The organism is Halococcus sp. AFM35 (assembly GCF_051195015.1).
GTDB lineage: Archaea > Halobacteriota > Halobacteria > Halobacteriales > Halococcaceae > Halococcus.
This window is the reverse complement of the sequence record NZ_JBNTJU010000016.1, coordinates 23,433-39,279: the sequence shown is the minus strand read 5'-3', so window position 1 is coordinate 39,279 and position 15,847 is coordinate 23,433. Positions and strand designations below refer to the sequence as shown.

13 protein-coding genes are annotated in these 15,847 nt (G+C 62.7%); 2 read left to right on the top strand and 11 right to left on the bottom strand.

Features of this window, described 5'->3' with window-relative positions:
• Positions 1–206 precede the first annotated feature (206 nt).
• Positions 207–692, top strand: a complete 486-nt coding sequence (locus tag ACQUQO_RS12770) for a hypothetical protein (RefSeq protein WP_435078405.1) — start codon at positions 207–209, stop codon at positions 690–692.
• Here the strand turns inward: ACQUQO_RS12770 and ACQUQO_RS12765 are convergent.
• The 8 genes from ACQUQO_RS12765 to ACQUQO_RS12730 are packed head-to-tail and all read right to left on the bottom strand — an operon-like array spanning position 689 to position 11,285.
• Positions 689–3,748, bottom strand: coding sequence for a type IV secretory system conjugative DNA transfer family protein (locus tag ACQUQO_RS12765; RefSeq protein ID WP_435078404.1), 3,060 nt, complete (start codon positions 3,746–3,748; stop codon positions 689–691). The genes ACQUQO_RS12770 and ACQUQO_RS12765 overlap by 4 nt on opposite strands.
• Positions 3,741–3,911 (bottom strand): hypothetical protein, encoded by a 171-nt coding sequence (locus ACQUQO_RS12760; protein ID WP_435078403.1) that lies wholly within the window; start codon positions 3,909–3,911, stop codon positions 3,741–3,743. The genes ACQUQO_RS12765 and ACQUQO_RS12760 overlap by 8 nt, the downstream gene beginning before the upstream one ends.
• Entirely contained in the window at positions 3,908–5,077 is a 1,170-nt protein-coding gene (locus tag ACQUQO_RS12755; protein ID WP_435078402.1) for a hypothetical protein, read from the bottom strand. Before ACQUQO_RS12755 ends, ACQUQO_RS12760 begins: the two co-directional genes overlap by 4 nt.
• 7 nt (positions 5,078–5,084) lie before the next feature.
• Entirely contained in the window at positions 5,085–5,285 is a 201-nt protein-coding gene (locus ACQUQO_RS12750) for a hypothetical protein (protein ID WP_435078401.1), read from the bottom strand.
• A complete protein-coding gene (locus ACQUQO_RS12745) occupies positions 5,266–8,931 on the bottom strand; it encodes a helix-hairpin-helix domain-containing protein (protein ID WP_435078400.1) in 3,666 nt (1,221 codons plus the stop codon). The genes ACQUQO_RS12750 and ACQUQO_RS12745 overlap by 20 nt, the downstream gene beginning before the upstream one ends.
• Positions 8,928–9,305, bottom strand: coding sequence for a hypothetical protein (locus ACQUQO_RS12740; protein ID WP_435078399.1), 378 nt, complete (start codon positions 9,303–9,305; stop codon positions 8,928–8,930). The genes ACQUQO_RS12745 and ACQUQO_RS12740 overlap by 4 nt, the downstream gene beginning before the upstream one ends.
• A 19-nt stretch (positions 9,306–9,324) precedes the next feature.
• Complete coding sequence (locus ACQUQO_RS12735) at positions 9,325–10,836, bottom strand: hypothetical protein (protein ID WP_435078398.1); 1,512 nt, start codon at positions 10,834–10,836, stop codon at positions 9,325–9,327.
• A gap of 32 nt (positions 10,837–10,868) precedes the next feature.
• Positions 10,869–11,285, bottom strand: a complete 417-nt coding sequence (locus ACQUQO_RS12730) for a hypothetical protein (RefSeq protein WP_435078397.1) — start codon at positions 11,283–11,285, stop codon at positions 10,869–10,871.
• A 141-nt stretch (positions 11,286–11,426) separates the two neighbouring features.
• On the opposite strand from ACQUQO_RS12730, the gene ACQUQO_RS12725 reads away from it, so the two are divergent.
• Positions 11,427–11,711, top strand: coding sequence for a hypothetical protein (locus ACQUQO_RS12725; RefSeq protein ID WP_435078396.1), 285 nt, complete (start codon positions 11,427–11,429; stop codon positions 11,709–11,711).
• Positions 11,712–11,730: 19 nt separating this feature from the next.
• Here the strand turns inward: ACQUQO_RS12725 and ACQUQO_RS12720 are convergent, their stop codons facing one another.
• From ACQUQO_RS12720 to ACQUQO_RS12710, 3 genes are all read right to left on the bottom strand, one after another.
• Complete coding sequence (locus tag ACQUQO_RS12720; RefSeq protein ID WP_435078395.1) at positions 11,731–13,305, bottom strand: hypothetical protein; 1,575 nt, start codon at positions 13,303–13,305, stop codon at positions 11,731–11,733.
• Between the two features lie 86 nt (positions 13,306–13,391).
• Positions 13,392–15,320 (bottom strand): metal-dependent hydrolase, encoded by a 1,929-nt coding sequence (locus ACQUQO_RS12715; protein ID WP_435078394.1) that lies wholly within the window; start codon positions 15,318–15,320, stop codon positions 13,392–13,394.
• 21 nt (positions 15,321–15,341) lie between these two features.
• Entirely contained in the window at positions 15,342–15,503 is a 162-nt protein-coding gene (locus tag ACQUQO_RS12710) for a hypothetical protein (RefSeq protein ID WP_435078393.1), read from the bottom strand.
• Between the last annotated feature and the right edge of the window lie 344 nt (positions 15,504–15,847).

Sequence of the window (15,847 nt, the reverse complement as noted above, 5' to 3'; positions counted from 1 at the left end):
GCCTCGGCTCTCCGGTCACAATCAGCACTGCTCTCACAACTGGCTCGGTCAGTTTTCCCGTGCATCCTCGGCACTCCTATTTCTCCCAGTTCGGCCCGGTTTTAGCTCCCCCTTCCCCCCTGTTTTCACAGCTACTGCCTTCGCCGCTGGCGAGCACCGTAGGGGGATAGCCTTCCTTTTTACCCTTGGAGGTCATTGCATGGTGCATGGCTGCCACGAGCGATGAGCAAGACACGGAAACGGACCTCGCTGCATGGGTCACTGGCCGCCGCCGGGGCATCCTTCAGGCTATTCGCTTCCACGGCGGAGAGGCCAACACCTCAGAAGTCAGAGAATACACTGGACTCTCTCGCGGGAGCTTCGACCACCACATCGACACGCTCCTGAACCCGCCGGAGCACCTGCGGACTGAGGACGGCTGGCTGGGCGACGAGGGACTCATCGAGGTGGCGGGTCACGTCAATATCGGCGCACCCTCTCCGGCCCGTCTGTTCACGCTGACTGAGACCGGTGAGAAATCCTTCGAGAAAGTGGTAGATGACGTTGGTGTGCAGGCCGATGACGTCCGCGATCTCCAGCAGCGGGTCGAGGAACTGGAGCAGCAGAATGAAGAACTCGCCCAGCAGAACGAGAAACTGGCCGACGCTTTCAACGACCTGCGAGAATACGTGAAGAGCCTTGATGGCGCTTAGAGGTTGACTGGTCCCGGTAGAGACCCGTCGCCGTCGTCGGTGAACTCCTCTTCTAGCTGCTCTTGCTGCTCGTCGGATAGCTCTCCGTCCTCGGCTGGTGTCTCCTCGCTCGGAGCGCCGGTATCGGCCCGGTCGGTGCTGTCGTCGCTGCTGGTATCGCTCTCTTGGACGCTCACGCTCGCCGACTGGTCCGCGTCAACGGCCTCGGTGATGGGTACCTGCTCGGCGTCGGGGCCGCGGTAGAGTCGGAGGTCCTCGCGCTGGTCCCCGTCCTCGGGAACCACTACGATGTCCCATGCGCTCTCCGAGACCCCGTGTTCGAAGTGATATTCCGGGATGAACGGGCGGTACACGGGCACGTACTTGTCGCGCTGGTCATCGGGCACGACCTCGCTCGTTGCCGGGTATTTCTGCGGATTCTCAAACACCTCGGCGGCGCTCTCGAAGCGGGCATGCTCTTCGCCGTCGCTATCGCGCAGGATATACTCGCCGCTCTCGTCGTCGTACAGCCAGACGGTCTGGCGAGCGCCCTTCGGCCGAAGCATCATCTGGTCGTTGACCGCGAGTTCGCCGCCGTTGTAGCAGCGCTCATACTCGCCGTCCCAACTGTGGGAGTAGTAGCCGTTCTCGGTGAGCGTCTGCCAGAGTGTCTCGGCGACCTTCTCGCGGGCGGTGTAGAGACAGCGCTGGCCCTTGTTGTACGCCTGCGCGAGGTTGAACAGCGACTGTGCCGGTTTCGAGTCGCCGGTACTGCTCTCGGCCTCGATGGCGACCGCCGGGCCTTCCGTGCGCTGCATGATGACCGGGTTTGCGCTCTCCGGCACGGCGAAGCGGTCCAGCAGCGGGTACTGGCGCTCGAACTGCCGGCTGACGTTCCAGACGTCGCGGTGAGTGCTTTCGCCGATCTCGAAGTCGAGCATCGCTACATCCGAGAGGTCGGCCACGCCGTCGGGCATATCGCCGTCGCCCTGCGTGGGGAGTGAAACAACCATACCCGTTCGGAGTAGCGGCGCGTAGCCATCCTTCAGTAGCGTCCGATGCTTCCCGCCGCCAGCGCTGCCCGCCGAACCCGTCTCGAATATCTTGTTCTTGCCGCGTTCGGTACAGCGCATGAACATCTCGCCATCGCGCTCGCGAACTTCGAGTAGGTCGTCGGGCACGTGGTCGATGACGTGCCAGAGTAGGCTGACGTGGCTGACGTCGACGGTCGGTAGGTAGCGGTCCACGCGCTTGCGAGTCGTCGGCTTCTCGACCGGGACCCACCGCTCTCCATCGCCACTGTTCTCCTCGCTCTGCTGGCTTTCCTCGTTCTCCTCGTTGTTCTGGTTTTGCTGGTTGTTCTGGTTCTCCCTGTTCTCCTTGTTCTCCCGGCGAAGCCACTCGTCGTAGGCGGCCTTCGCAACCTGCGCGGCCTGCCGGTCGTCGATTTCCTGACTCTCCTCGACAGTCTCCTCGACCGTGCCCGCTGCCGTCGAGAAGTGCATCTTGTCCTGTACTTCCTCACTCGTTGGCGGGACTGTCCCGTAGTCGTCGAGGCTCTTCACGATGAGCCGGTAGGCGTCCTTGATGCTATGGAGCGGCGGGTACGGCGGGAACGCTTCGGCGAGGAACGGCCGCGAGCGCTTACCCGGTCCCGTAGCCGTCCGCATCCACGCATGGAACTGATCGGTTTCGAGCAGGTCTTGGTCGTCTTTCTCGCCGAACCGTCGCGAGAGCAGCCGCGCCTCGTCCGGGTGACCGGGGTCGTAGGCGATGAGCGAATTGCAGTTACCGAGAATCGCATCTTGGGCGCCTTCGTCCAACTGCCGTAGCTGCTGGGTGGCGATAGTCAATCCCAACCGCTTCGACCGTGCCTTTGCGAGCATCTTCTCGATCTTGCTCCCTTCGGTGAGCACGTCGTGGGCCTCGTCGATCACGAGGAAGTAGGGAATGTAGTCCGCGTCGAGTGACCCGCCGGCTTCCTCGTGCTCTCGCACAGCCTCGTCGACGGCCTCCTCGTCGAACTCGCCTACACCGCCGTCGTCGGCGTCGGCCATGTCCTGCATCAGCTGGTCGCGCTGGGAGGGCCGTGAGTCCACAGCGGTCCAAATCTGCCGAAGGATGGCCGTGGCGACCGCCTCCTTCGGCTCGTCGGGGAGGTTGTTGTTCACGAGGATGATTTTCTCGTCCTCGACGGCCTGCGGGATGGACGTCTTCGCGTCGCGCTGGGCGACGATCTGGCGCATGGTCGGCTCCTCTACCCAGTCTTTGAGCCGCCGGCGAATCGCATCGAGGTCGATGTCCTCCAGTTCGGCTATCTTGTCGGTGTAGCCTTGGATGAACGAGAGGTCTTCGTCGCTCGCCCGAATCAAGTTCGCGTACTCGGCGCGGGACTCTTCATCGAGCAGCGCGCCGAACATATCGGCGAGCGTGAAGTCGAACTCGTGGCGAATCATCCCGCGCAGCATGTTCGACGCGATACCGTCCATGCGCGGACCCCAATAGTCGTCAGCGGCGAGCAACGCTTTGAGGTCGTTGACGATGCCCTCTACTTCGGCGTCAAACCCGGGGTCTCCGGGGTCAGTATGGGTCTCCAGCAGGTTGAATCCGACCTGTTTCTTGAACGCATCGCTGCCGGGCGAGATGAAAATCACATCGTCCCAGCGCTCCTTCGGAACTGACATGAGCAGGTCGAGCACGTCGTCGCCCTTCGGGTCGATATAACAGACACCCTTGTCAGCGTAGATGTGCTGCTGGGCAATGTTTTTCTCCAGCGTCGATTTGCCCATCCCGGTCAGCCCGCCGATGAATACGTGGCGAAACAGGAGTTCGTACGGGAGCGAGACGTCTTTCGCATCCCGTTCGGTCTCGCCTATCCATCGCGGCTGGTCGGGCACCTCCTGAGCGTATTCGACCATCGCTCGCGCCCGCGAACCGGCGTAGATGTTGCCGTTCTCGGCTTTCATCTTCATCTCTTGGCGCGTGAACTGGCGCTGCTCCTCTTCGCTCGCCGGCGTCACGGCGTAGGGCCACTCTTCCCTCTCCGCTTCGGCTTCGGTATCGGCTGTTTCACTCATGGATTGGGTAGTAGTCGTCTCGGAGTGCGTACACGCCGACAGAGAGGACGACGAACGCCACGAGAAAGCCGGGATGGACTGCCCACTCTCCCAGCAGCCCGCCGCGGCCGACGTACACCGCTACGCTGGCGAACAGAAGTACGAGGTGCGGTCTCGGTCTCATGACGGCCGCTCCTCGCTCCCGCCGGTCTCTTCCTCGAACGATTCGAACGCGGGCGCTTCGCTGGGCGTGCTCCCCGACCCACTCGTGCGCGAGTAGTCGATTTCGGGCGTCGCGAGCGTCGTCGGGATGTGGCAAACGCCTGCGAGAGCACCCGCCGAGAGTATCATGTCCCGGTCAATCCACTCGCGTTTCGCCATCAGACGCACGATGTCGCGGGCTTCCTGCTCGTCGTACCAAATCGGTTCGAAGCCCTGCTCGTACACCGAGGTATAGAAGCGGCGGTACATCCCGGCGGTGTCCTCGACGCGCTCGATGGCTTCGTCCGCCGAGTCAGCGACGGCCGCCACGCGCACGTTGAAGTGGTAGCCCTTCTCGCCGCGTTGGTCGGCCACGATGTCGGCGGCCTGCTTCTGCGCGCTCGTCGTCTCTCGGGTTTTCGTGTGGTCGATGTCCTCGCCGTCGCCGCCGACGAGAGCGGACCCGAACCCTTCGAGGACGGCGCTGGGCCGCCAGCCGATTTCCCCCTTCCGCAGTTGCTTCGCGGTCTTGTCCACCCCGTGATACCAGTTCTTCCGGTTGCTTCGCGGATGGTTCGACCACGCGGGGCGAATGAGTACCTGCACGACCGTCGCTACGTCCCCGCCGCCTGCTGCGGTATTGCCAATCATTTCGGGGATGATTGCACCGTAGGGGTCGGTCTCGAACTCCTCTGGCGAAATCTCGAAATGTTTGATTGGCTTGAAGTAGTCGCTATCCGCGAGCGAGAGCCGGGCAGCGGCCATGTGCTGTCCCTCGCGCATGGGGACGAACTCTGCCGGGCCGCGCGTCACGTCGGCATCGCGGTAGAAGTTCGGAATGAGCCGCTCCAGTTCTTCGAGGACGTGCTCGTCGGTGGGGGCGAACCGATAGCCCACCGCATCATCGGCGAAGTACGGCTCGAATGCCGTGGGCGGCGTGTCGTTCTTTGACCGCAGACCGCCCGACTCTTCGACCTCGTGAATCGACGAGAGCAGCTGCTTGGCTGCCCGGAGGTCGCCGTCATCGCGGTAGGGGCGGACGTTCAACACCTCGCCATGCTCCGCGACCGACGAGCGGATGTCATCGACGAACTCGCCGTCGAGTTCCGTCGCCTCGGGGAGCGTTTTGTTGCTGCCGAACAGATCCATAGATAGCTTACGGTGCTCCCTCCGTGTTCGCCCAGTCGTGCTCCTCTTCGAACGAATCGAGCAGTAGTTCGAGCGTATCGTCGCCGGTCATGTCCTCGTTAGCATGGGCTGCATATTGCCGTCGGAGAGTGTTGAACCGCGCCTTCGTGCTCTCTGAGACGGAAATCGAACTACGGCTGGACCCTGAACTATCGCCATTGTTGCTCATCTTGTTGGCCTCCGTCCGCTTCCTGCACGGCACCACCCAATATGTCTTGTGCAGCGGATTGTACCTGTGCAGCGCGTTTCTCGCCAAAGCCACGTACGTCGGTTAGCTCGTTCACGTCTGCGGTCGCCACACTCCGCACGCTCTCGAAATCGGCGGCTGAGAGCAGCGATGCGCGCGACTCCTGGACGCCATCGATTGCGGTGAGCGGGGGGTCGTCCGCCGTGGCGATCTCCTCGTCGGTCGGCGTTGGGATGTGGCCGATTGGTTTCCCGAGCGCCTCACCGGCCTTCCGGCGAGTGAATGCGGCTTTCGTCAGGTCCATCCCATCGACGCCGGCCAGCTCGTCGTTCGGTGTCTGAAAGACGCTCTCAGCCGTCTCATAGCCCGCCCGCTCCAGCGACGCGCTCAGCCGCTCATCGACCACCGAGACGTCGGTTACTGGCAACGGCGGAGTGTTGTCGGACCCGTCGTCCGCCGACGCCTCCGCGTTCGGCTCTGACTCTGGCTCTGGCTGCTGGTCCGACTCTGGTTCTGCGGGTTCGACATCGCGCGGCTTCGGCGTGTCGTCGGGCATCTTGTCCGCCCATTCCTGCCGCCGTCGCCGTCGTTCACGCGAACCGAAGCGGTCGCTACCGGTCCAGCGCCAGTCGCACACGTCGTCATGCTTCCGCAGGTACTTGCGGAGGTCCTCACCATGCTTCTGCGGGTCGTAGCGATAGAGAGCGAACTCACGCGGGTTCACGGCCTCGTCCATCTCGATACGGAGCGGGAAGCCGCCCTCGCGGTCGACACGCAGTAGGGCTTCGGCATACCCGACGTCACGCTCGCCGGGTTCGGCGTCTTTGACGAACTCGTGCTCGGCGTCGGTGAGGCCGAACTCCTCGGCCCAGTCCTCGTTCATCTCTTTCAGGTAGTGAAAGAGCATCATCGAGGTGTTGTCGAGGATGTCCTTCGCCGACTCTTTGATGGTGTCCTCCTGCTCGTTTTCCTTCTCCTCGAAGAAGTCGGCCATTTGCTGCGTGCTGAAGAGCATCGACAGGTCGTAGTGCCTGCTGTGGCGGACGATCTGCCGCAGGAAGCCGAGGTTCGACGAGGTTTGGAACATGTAGCGGGCCTCGTCGAAGCTCACTATCGAGGGATTCGGCGAGGATTTCGTCTGCTCGTAGATTTGCGAGATGAGCAGTTGCATCATCAGCCCGCCCGTTTGCTCATCGTTCTCGTACTCTTGGAGGTCGAGATAGACGAAGCCGCCGTCCTCGATGCCGAGGTCGGTCTGTTTGGTGAGGTTGTGATACTCACCGTTCTCTCGGAACGGCTCGATTTCGTTGTTGATGATTTCGATGGCCGTGTTCTGGCGGTCCTTTTTCGCCTTCTCGGTGTCTTCGAGCGCGTCGTCGACGTAGTTGCCGGGGTTGTTCGCCATGTCGCGGATGAACCACAGCGCGGTTGTGACCGTGGGACTCGGCCGGTCGTGGGTCGCGGGGTCCTCGGTGATACCGGCCCACTCGTAGGCGAGTTTGATGGCTTTCTCCCATGTCCCCTTCCGCTCGTCGTAGTTCTCGAAGCCCTCCAGTTGGTAGTAGGTCTCGATGAACGATTTGGCCTGCCGGAGCGCCGACTTGAACGGGATTTCGCGGCCCATGTCCTCCAGCACGTCCTCGGGCGTTGACTCGATTCTGAAGGGGTTGATGGGCGTGTCGCCGCCGATGACGATGCGCTCGCCGTCGAAGAACTTGGTCAGGCCGTGGAAGTCCCGTAGCGGGTCGATAACGGCAATCGTGGTATCGGGGTTGCGGAACTTGTGCCGCGTCAGGAGCTGCTTGACGGTCGTCGTCTTCCCCGACCCGATTTTGCCGAAGACGGCGATGTTATAGCCCGTCTCGCGGGCGAAGATGTCGAGCACCGTGGGTTCATCGCGCTCGCGATGTTTCCCGACGACCACGCCACCGCTCTCCGTGAGGTTCTTCGCGTGCCACGGATAGACCGATGCGAGGCCCATGTCCTTCATGAGCGCCGTCTCGCCGATGACGTCCTTCGCTATCGGCGCGGACGAATGCAGCCCGTCCATCTGGTTATAGTCGAGGCGGATGCCTCCCGCGTCGGCCGGCCGTTCCTGGAGTTTGCGCTTGACGCTCGCCACCGTATCGTTGTGCCACTCCACGGCGTCCATGCCGTCGGGCGCGGCGCTCACGCGGGATTTGACGGTGATGTAGGCCGCGACCTCGAACAGCGCCTTGTTCGGGGCCTTCCGCGTCTCGTTGATGTCCTTCGCGGTCTCGTATTTCTGCTTGTCCCGGTCGCGTGTGAACGACTCGTTTTCCTCGGCCTTCTTCCACTTCTGTTCGAGCGAGAGCACCTTCTGGTCCATGTCGTCGGTCTCGTCGCGTTCGGCCTGCACCGAGAGGATAATCTCGACGCCGGCTTTCGAGGATGCCAGAATGTGGCTGAACATGCCGTAGGTGGGCACACGCGGCCAGTTCCGAACGGCGATGGTGCTCGCGAGCGTCCGGTCGTCGATGGAAACGTGGCCGGGGTCGCTCGTATCGAACTGCGCGGCGAGCAGCGACTTGTAGTGGTCCGAAAGCGCATCCGGCTCGTTATGAACGACGTCGGCCAGCGTCCGCTCCGGCTGTGCGGCGCTCGGAGCGGTCTGTGTGCGGGATTGGGCCTGTCGGATGGCCTGCGTGCCGCCATCGGCTGCGGCCGGTTCGCGCCCCCGCTCTCGCTCGCGTATCGACTCGTGCGTCGGGTGGTCGTGGGTGATAGGATACTCGGGGTCGCCCGCTTCGTCCTCATCGCCATAGACGAGCGGAGCCTGTCGGACGAGACTCGCGTAATCGTCGTAGGCGAACGCATCGTCATGGCCGTAGTGGTCATCGATGACCTGCGTGGCTTTCGTCGAGGAGAGTGCCCGCGCCCCGACGCCGTCCATCCCGCGGATAGCCGACTCTAACCTCTCGACCCGCGAGGTGAGCTTATCGCACATCGCCCGCGCGTGTGCGTTCTCCTCCTTCTGAGTATCCGCTTCGCGCTGCTGGAGCCACCCGCCGACGACGGGCACGGTCGCTAGCCCACCACGGTCCTCGGTGAACTGCGCGGTCGTGTCCAACTCCGATACCGAGACGATGACGTAGTGGGTGCGCGAGAGAGTGGTCTGTTCGCGAACAGCCACGTTGTCGGAGCGCTCAGCCGTCACGTCGGCGCGAACGTCGCCGTAGCCGTCGCCATCATCCATTGCCCGTTTCTGGGACTGCTCTCGATAGACCTCCTGCCGGTCACCGTAATCGACCGAGCGCATGGGCGAGTAAATCTGTATTTCGCCGTTCGCGTTCGACATCAGGACGCTCGATAGACGCTCAATCTGCGAGCGCCACTGGTCGTCGTCGGAGGTCGCCAGATTCGCGGGTTCGATCTCGATGACACCGATGTACGACCCATCATCGCGTCGAACGGCGTACTCGCCACGAACGGCATCCTGTAGCGGGATGTGCTCTTCGGCGGTCTTCGATGTCCCAGCCCCGACTAACGGCATCGACCGGACGACTGGTAGGTTTGCCAGCCGGCCGATAGGCGACTGGTTCGGCGGCTGTTCGACAGCTCCATTCCACGACCGGTCGGTCTCTCGTGCGTACGTATCGTCACTCATGTATCAGTCTCCGAATCCGCGTCTGCTTGCTCAGTCGTCGATTCTCTCCGAAGGGTCCGCGTACGTTTTGACGGGACGAACACCTGCTGACCCGTCCAGTAGCCGAAGCGATAGCGGATGAACGAAAGCGGAGAGAGGTGCGGCGGTGCTGCCGAGAAGGCGATTCCGAGCAGCGCCACGGACACCGCGGCAAGCGGCAGCCCGATATACCACGGCAGTAATATCGGCAGCCCGCCGAACAGCGCCCCGACGATGAGGATGGTCGCTGCCCATGTCGAGTGAGCATACCCGGCGGTCTCCGGCTCGGTAGAGAAATCCGACAGAATGCGGTCATCGGCCGATTCGTCCGTCGTGTCGCGTGTTGTTGATGGCATATGCTACTTCCTCGTTCAATCACAGCTGCCCAGAGTCGGGTATCCCCTCGCGGCTCGGGTCGCTCTCGCCACCGCTCTCGCGGTACTCGCGAACAGCTTCCTTCAGTTGGGTGAACTTCTCGCTCGCCGTGTCTCTCGCCGAGCCCATCATCGAGTAGCCACCGCGTGCGGCCTGTCCGGGCGCTTGACGCGCGTAATTGCTCGCCTGTGAGCCGACCATATACCCGGCGGCTCCCGATGCGACCGACTGCACCGACGGTGCGGCTTTGAACATCCCGATAGAGGTCAGGATGGGCAGGCCGATGGCCGCCAAGAAGATTGACCCGGAGGCGAGCATTCCGATGAACCCGCCGTAGCCGAAGTCCCATTGCAGGACGTAGGCGGCCCGTAGGAGCAGCGCCACCGGAACCGCCTGAATCAACAGCCCGATGTATTGCCAAATCATCTCGCTGGCGAATCCCGAGAGACGTTTGTGCGGCGCGTTGTAGGCGAGCGCCACGAGCAGCGGCAGGAACCACGGAACGACGAACAGCGCCCCGTAGCGGAGCGCGTAGATGAACGCGAGGCCGAGCGCCTCGGTATAGCCGATGACTACTGCGCCGAGGACCGCGAATATCGCTCCCGAACCGAGGTTCATTATCCCCTTCGTACTCTGGGTCAGCTCTTTAGGACTCGGCGCGACGTTCGTCGCCAGCACGTCGATAAAGGTGTGCATCAGGCCGATAATCGGCACCGTGAACGCAATCGCGAAGAGCGTGAGCACGAACCCCACGAACGCTTGTGACTGCGAGTAGGTCGGATTCCGCAGCGCTCGCCACGGCATCAACCCACACTTCGCTATCATACTTGCCAGCGCCAACACGAGCGCGAGCGGGAAGATGTAGGGGATGTAATACTGGTGATACATATTCGACCAGCCGTCGTTTGTCGGAATGAATACGATGCCGTTGTTGTCCTCGTCTTCCGGGACCGGCGTGCCGGCCGTCACCTCCATCGAGTGGTTCAACGTCCACATCATCCCCTCTTTCAGCCCCTTTTTGCTCGCGTTCAGCGTCGGCTGGATGACGTCGCTGCGCATCGAGAACCCGAACATCCCACCGCCACCGTCACCGCCGCCACTCGTCCCGCTTGGCCCGTTGTCGCCACGGTTGGGCCTGCCCGACCCGACGAGTCCGAGGTACAGGCCAGCGACTTGTTTCGGCGTCTCGCGTAACTGCTGGGTCGTGTTGCCGGGATACTCGCCACCGACGCGTTCGATGACCTGCGCCGACTTCGATGGGTTCTCACGGACCAGTCGCTGTGCGTTGCTTTTGTTGGTCTGCTTGAGCGACCGTGCAAACTCGACGACCGCCTGCTGTCCAGTTCCGTTCTCACCGCTCCCATTCGTCTGATTCGGCCCGGCGAGCTGGCCGAGTTGCCCGGCCGTGGTTGTCGAGGCGTTCGTTCCGTTCGCTGGTTGGCCCGCGACTACTCCGCCGCCGGAGATTCCCGTCACAGCGAGGCTCGCAACAAGCAAAAGCCCGACAACCATCGCGGAGAGTCGGCGGAGAGTCGGTCGGGTCACTATCCGCCGAAGGGCACGCAGCCCTGTGGGATGTCGATTGGCGCATAGCCCAGCACCCACGTCACGATGACGACGGTGAACACGATCCCGAGCAGCCCAATCAACGAGTTCGACGACATCGAGGAGAGCATCCCCATCGCCCGACCGGAGATGGCAACCCCTCGGCCCCCGAACGACACGAGGAGACCAATCACGACGAGCGCGAGCGCCACCCCGAAGATCGCGGTGATGAGGTCACTGGTGAACGTCCCGATAGCCGTCGAGCAGACGGTGTCCTGCGCGCTCGCCGTCCCCACGGCCAGCAGCAGGAACAGCCCGGCAGCCGTCGTCTGAATCCCGAGACGCATCCCCAGCCAGTCCTCTTGCGTTTCAGGTGCGATTCTACCGACTGCTTTTCGCGCTAGTTCTTTCAACATCGAAACTCGCCTCAATATCACCTTCACATTCATTGAATATAAAGCTTACTGCTGATGCGATATAATCACTGCTTATCTCGAATGATACGACTGTGCAGAACGTGCGGAACAGTAAAATGGTTGTGTCTTGTGGGTGTTCGCATGGCCGCACAACAGCCCTCACTACGTGGCGCGCTCGAAGCCACGTCGTCGACCATCCTCGGTCTCATCACCATCGCGGGCGGTCTCTGGACGCTGTTTTTGACCGATGCTTTCGGGGCGTCCATCGCGGCGGTTATCGCGGGGACCATCGCCTTCCCGCCCACCCGCGGGATTGTGACGCTCGGCCGGCTGCGCGTCGGGCGGTGGCTGCATGACGCGATCTCGTTTTTCCTCTATCTTCTGTGGCTCGTCATCGCGCTGTTCATCGCCCAGCCGTGGGCCTAAGCGAGCGAAACGGGCTTTCTCAGTCATCGTTCAAGATGTACGCGAGCGTCAGCGAGAGCACCGACCCAGCACCGATAGCGAGCGCCGGAATGCCGACAATCGCCAACAGCGCGACCAACACGACCAGCGCCCCACCAGCGAGAGCTATCTTGCCGACTCTCATCCCACTCGCCCCGGCCGCTCCGGTGCCGTTGTAACTCGGCGCAGGGAGCGCACTGAGATTCCCACCGGAGCCGACCCTTTTCGGCGCGGCCAGCCCGCTCGTGCTCGTACACTGCCCGAAGCTCACCCCCGACCCGATTCGTGCGCCGTTGATGTCACTCGGTCCCGCGTCGGGGGTCGTGATGCACGTCCGCTGTATCATCGACTGCGGGCGGCCCTGCATCTCCATCACCGCCGTCGGCGAGCTCCCGCCGATGAGGCACTGGTCGACCATGATGTTCGTCGCTGCTGGAGCGCTCGGCGATAGCGCGCGGAAGACCGGGCGGTCGAGGTGGTTCGTAATACGGCAGTTGCGAACGATTCCAGGACCGGATTCGCTCTCCCACTCGAACAGCGCCGCGCCCTCGCGCATCGAGTTTGCGACAACCTTGAGGTTCACAAACCGGATCGGGTCGGTCTGATTGCCGTGCTTCGCGTCCACGCGGGCGACGTAAACGCCCTGATGGCCGATTTTGAACGGCCCTTTATCGGACCACTGGCGGTCGTCGAGGAGTATCGACGCGCCATCGACGACTGCCCCGCCGCCGAGACGCACATTGCCATTGAAGTTGTTGACGAACGTGCCGCCACGGATTTCGACGATTCCGGTCGTTCGGCCGCCGTAGATGCCGTTCGACCAGCCTCGGAGCTTCGGGTTGACGAACTGTACCGTCCCTTGATTGGCCTGTCCGACCCAGATGCCCATCGGTGAGCCGAGCGTGTTCTCCGGCGAAGATTCGGGCAAATCACCCTCGTTGTGCGTGCCGGCAGCGGTTCCGCCGACGGCCTGAAAGTTCGTCGCTTGGACGACTCCTCCGCTGGTTCGGGCGATGGGCGAGAACATCGCATCCACGCCTCCGCCGTCCGAGGAGCTGGGCTTCGCCGGCGCGTAGCCTTTGATAGCCACGTTATCCGCACGAACGACACCGTTGCCGGCTTGGATGCTCAGTTCTTGGAGAGCGCCCTTCGCACTCTGGTCGATAACGATGTCGCGGATGAGACTTCCACTCTCCAGCACAAAGGTGAGGCTCTTCGTCTCCATCCCCGCCGGAATCACGAACGAACTGCCGTTGCCGACGATCTCGATAGGCCCCTCCGGTATTGCTGTGATATGCCCTGAGAGCGCGAACGTGCCACCCTTCGGAAAGACGATGCGCGTGTTCGACATTCCCGACAGCGCTGAGCCGAGTTTCCCATTGACTGGTTCGCTGCCCGTTGGGTCGAGACCGAGGTCTTCGACCGCACGCACCGTTCGGCCCATCTGCGGGCGCTGCTGTTGGAAGCGACGCTCGACGTCGGCCATCGCCATCCGACCTTCGAGCGAGATGTCGCCCGCGCCCGTGCTCGCGAGTGCTGTGTTGTCCTCTTCACCGAACGACTGAGCGCCGGCCACCGACGGCGTCGCTATCGCCGCTGCACACCCGGCGCAGCCAGCGAGAACCTGCCGCCGCGTCGGGCGGGGAGAGGTCGAGGACGACATCAGCGTGGGCGACGGTCGCGTCCCTGCATCTTTCGGTAGCCCCACACGGCCGCGCCGATGAGCACGGCGAGAGCGACGAACATCGGCCAACTGAAGAGGCCCATCGCCTCACTCGATTCGACCGACCCGTTGGCAGTCGCATTCGGAACTGCCGTTGTCGTGGTCAGCGGTGCGCCCTCCTCGACAATGCGGATGCGCTCGGTTCGATTGCCGACCTTCACGATGTACTCACCGGCCGCGTCGTAGGACTGCTCGAACGTGACGGCGCGGCTCTCGCGGGGGAACAGCGCGACGTCTTGGGTCTCGGCGATTTCGCCGGCCGTCGCGAGCGCGAGGTCGTCTTCGAGACGGCTGTTCGTGGGGTTCTCAATCTGTGCTGTGACGACGATTTCGTCGTCGATGCGCGCCGTCCGGTTACTCACCGAGAGGTTCGTGATGCGGAACGGCGTCGAGGTGTTTGCCGGAGAGGTTGTACCTTCGGACTCGCCGGGGGTGCTCTCGCTGCCCGAAACCACGGCACGGGCCGTGTCGTTGACGATGACCGACTGGTTGCCCGTTCGGTTCTCGTAGGCGACGTCCCGGAACCCGTCGCTGGTGATGTAGTCGTAGCGCTGGTTGTTGTTCGTATCACGGTACGGCACCGCGATTAGCTGCTGGTCGCTCTCGACCGCTCCCTGAAGCAGCGGAACGCTCACGCCGTTGTGCTGGCCGGCTTCGAGATGCGAAGTGACACCGACGGCGCTTTCGAGCGCGCCGCCGCTCTGGCGATAGCTCTCGTTGTGGATGACGAGGAAACCGCCATCGGGAAGCCGCGCGCTCTCGACCGTCACCGAATCGCCCTGAATCGTCTGGTTGCGAACGATCACCGACGCCTGTTGTTTCGGCTCGATCGGCACGGTGATGCCCGCCGAATCAGCGACTGGCGACCCCGCGCTGCTGCTGTATGCGGTGTCGTTCGCCCCGAGAGACGCGACGAAATCCATCCGCTTGTTGCCGTTCGTATCCCGGTGGGCCATCGCCGTGAGCGGGCCCGAACTGTTCAATTGCGAGCGATTCAGGCCGGGATAGTTGCCCGGCGGCGCGTTCGAGACCTCGACAGTAACGTTCGTGTGCTTTCCTGATTTGAGATACTTCGACGTCGCGATGACCGAGGACTCGGCGGACGCGCCGCCCGTGGTATAGCCGCTGCTGTGAATGGCGATGAACCCGCCTTCGGGGAGCGTCGCGCTCTCGATAGTGACGTTCGTCCCGTTCGTCGTCTGATTCGCAAACGCGACCGTGGCGTTCGTCGTGTTCGTCGCGTTGGCGCTCTGACCGGCAGCAGTGCCGACCGGCGAAAGGTCGCCGGGCACGCCGACGAGACCGACCGGTGCGGTCATGAACGCGATGAGCACGAGCGCCCCCACGCCGAGGGCAAACAGCGCGTTGTTCGCGAGGGAATTGTCCGCGCGGAGGCTGCTGAGCGAGAACCGCCAGTCCGAGAGCGGGAGGAGCGGCCGGATGCCCGAGACGGTGATAGCGTCGGCGATGAGGTGGGTAAGAATACCGAAGACGCCGAGTGCGAAACCTCCGCGCGAGAGCGCACGCTCGTCGAGGCCGCGCAGCTGCCCGCCGACGATCTCGAAGACGCCAGCGAAGGGTCCGACCGCCGATGGGCCGAGACCGGCGAGGAACGCGCCCAGTTGGTCGCCAATGACCCAGCCGAGCGTACCGAGTCCGCCACCGACCAGTATGGCGGCAAACAGCGAGTGGCTGGTTCCGCGGTGGCTCAGTCCAGGAATCCAAAAGTCGTTGTCCGGGAGCGGCTCGATGGCGAGCACGCCGAACAGACCCGCCACTGCGAGACCTAACTGGCGCTCGGTGAGGAGAGCGAAGCCTACGGGAGCGTACGCGAGCATCGCGACACCGACGTGGCCGCGTCGATGCATCACTGCCGTCCTCCGTGTCGGTTAGGCTTCATCGTCCTCTTCGATAGTCCGGTCTTGACCTTCGAGATGGAAGGTGCCCTGCACGAGCAGCCCCTTCCACGTGACGCCGTACCTATCGCGAATCTCCTGTAGATGTTCGTACTGGTCATCATCTTCGACCTTGATTGAGATGTGGTTCGTCATCAGCGGGGCACCGGCGAGATGTATACACATATAGGACATACTCCTATAACAGTTGTGACTGTGGTTCAGTTGTGGCGGCTAATTGAAGACAGTCTCATCATACTCTGAACTGTGGTTCATGAGAGCGGGTTCGACGGTGGCTGACTCAATCTTTTATCGCCCGTGCGCGGGAGGTGGGGGGAGGGGTCGATTATAATTATACTTAATTCTTAATCCTTCATCGGCCCCCCTCCCCATCTCTGGGAATTACCAATAAATTCACGTTCATCGCTTCGATGTCTTGCGGTTTTCCCTTTATTGGTACGATAGCCTTACAAATAAACCTCCTACGTCGTCTCTAACGG

Coding starts and splice junctions, on each gene's coding strand:
- ACQUQO_RS12770 (WP_435078405.1), top strand. CDS start 207: ATGGCTGCCACGAGCGATGAGCAAGACACGGAAACGGACCTCGCTGCA.
- ACQUQO_RS12765 (WP_435078404.1), bottom strand. CDS start 3,748: ATGAGTGAAACAGCCGATACCGAAGCCGAAGCGGAGAGGGAAGAGTGG.
- ACQUQO_RS12760 (WP_435078403.1), bottom strand. CDS start 3,911: ATGAGACCGAGACCGCACCTCGTACTTCTGTTCGCCAGCGTAGCGGTG.
- ACQUQO_RS12755 (WP_435078402.1), bottom strand. CDS start 5,077: ATGGATCTGTTCGGCAGCAACAAAACGCTCCCCGAGGCGACGGAACTC.
- ACQUQO_RS12750 (WP_435078401.1), bottom strand. CDS start 5,285: ATGAGCAACAATGGCGATAGTTCAGGGTCCAGCCGTAGTTCGATTTCC.
- ACQUQO_RS12745 (WP_435078400.1), bottom strand. CDS start 8,931: ATGAGTGACGATACGTACGCACGAGAGACCGACCGGTCGTGGAATGGA.
- ACQUQO_RS12740 (WP_435078399.1), bottom strand. CDS start 9,305: ATGCCATCAACAACACGCGACACGACGGACGAATCGGCCGATGACCGC.
- ACQUQO_RS12735 (WP_435078398.1), bottom strand. CDS start 10,836: ATGGTTGTCGGGCTTTTGCTTGTTGCGAGCCTCGCTGTGACGGGAATC.
- ACQUQO_RS12730 (WP_435078397.1), bottom strand. CDS start 11,285: ATGTTGAAAGAACTAGCGCGAAAAGCAGTCGGTAGAATCGCACCTGAA.
- ACQUQO_RS12725 (WP_435078396.1), top strand. CDS start 11,427: ATGGCCGCACAACAGCCCTCACTACGTGGCGCGCTCGAAGCCACGTCG.
- ACQUQO_RS12715 (WP_435078394.1), bottom strand. CDS start 15,320: ATGCATCGACGCGGCCACGTCGGTGTCGCGATGCTCGCGTACGCTCCC.
- ACQUQO_RS12710 (WP_435078393.1), bottom strand. CDS start 15,503: ATGACGAACCACATCTCAATCAAGGTCGAAGATGATGACCAGTACGAA.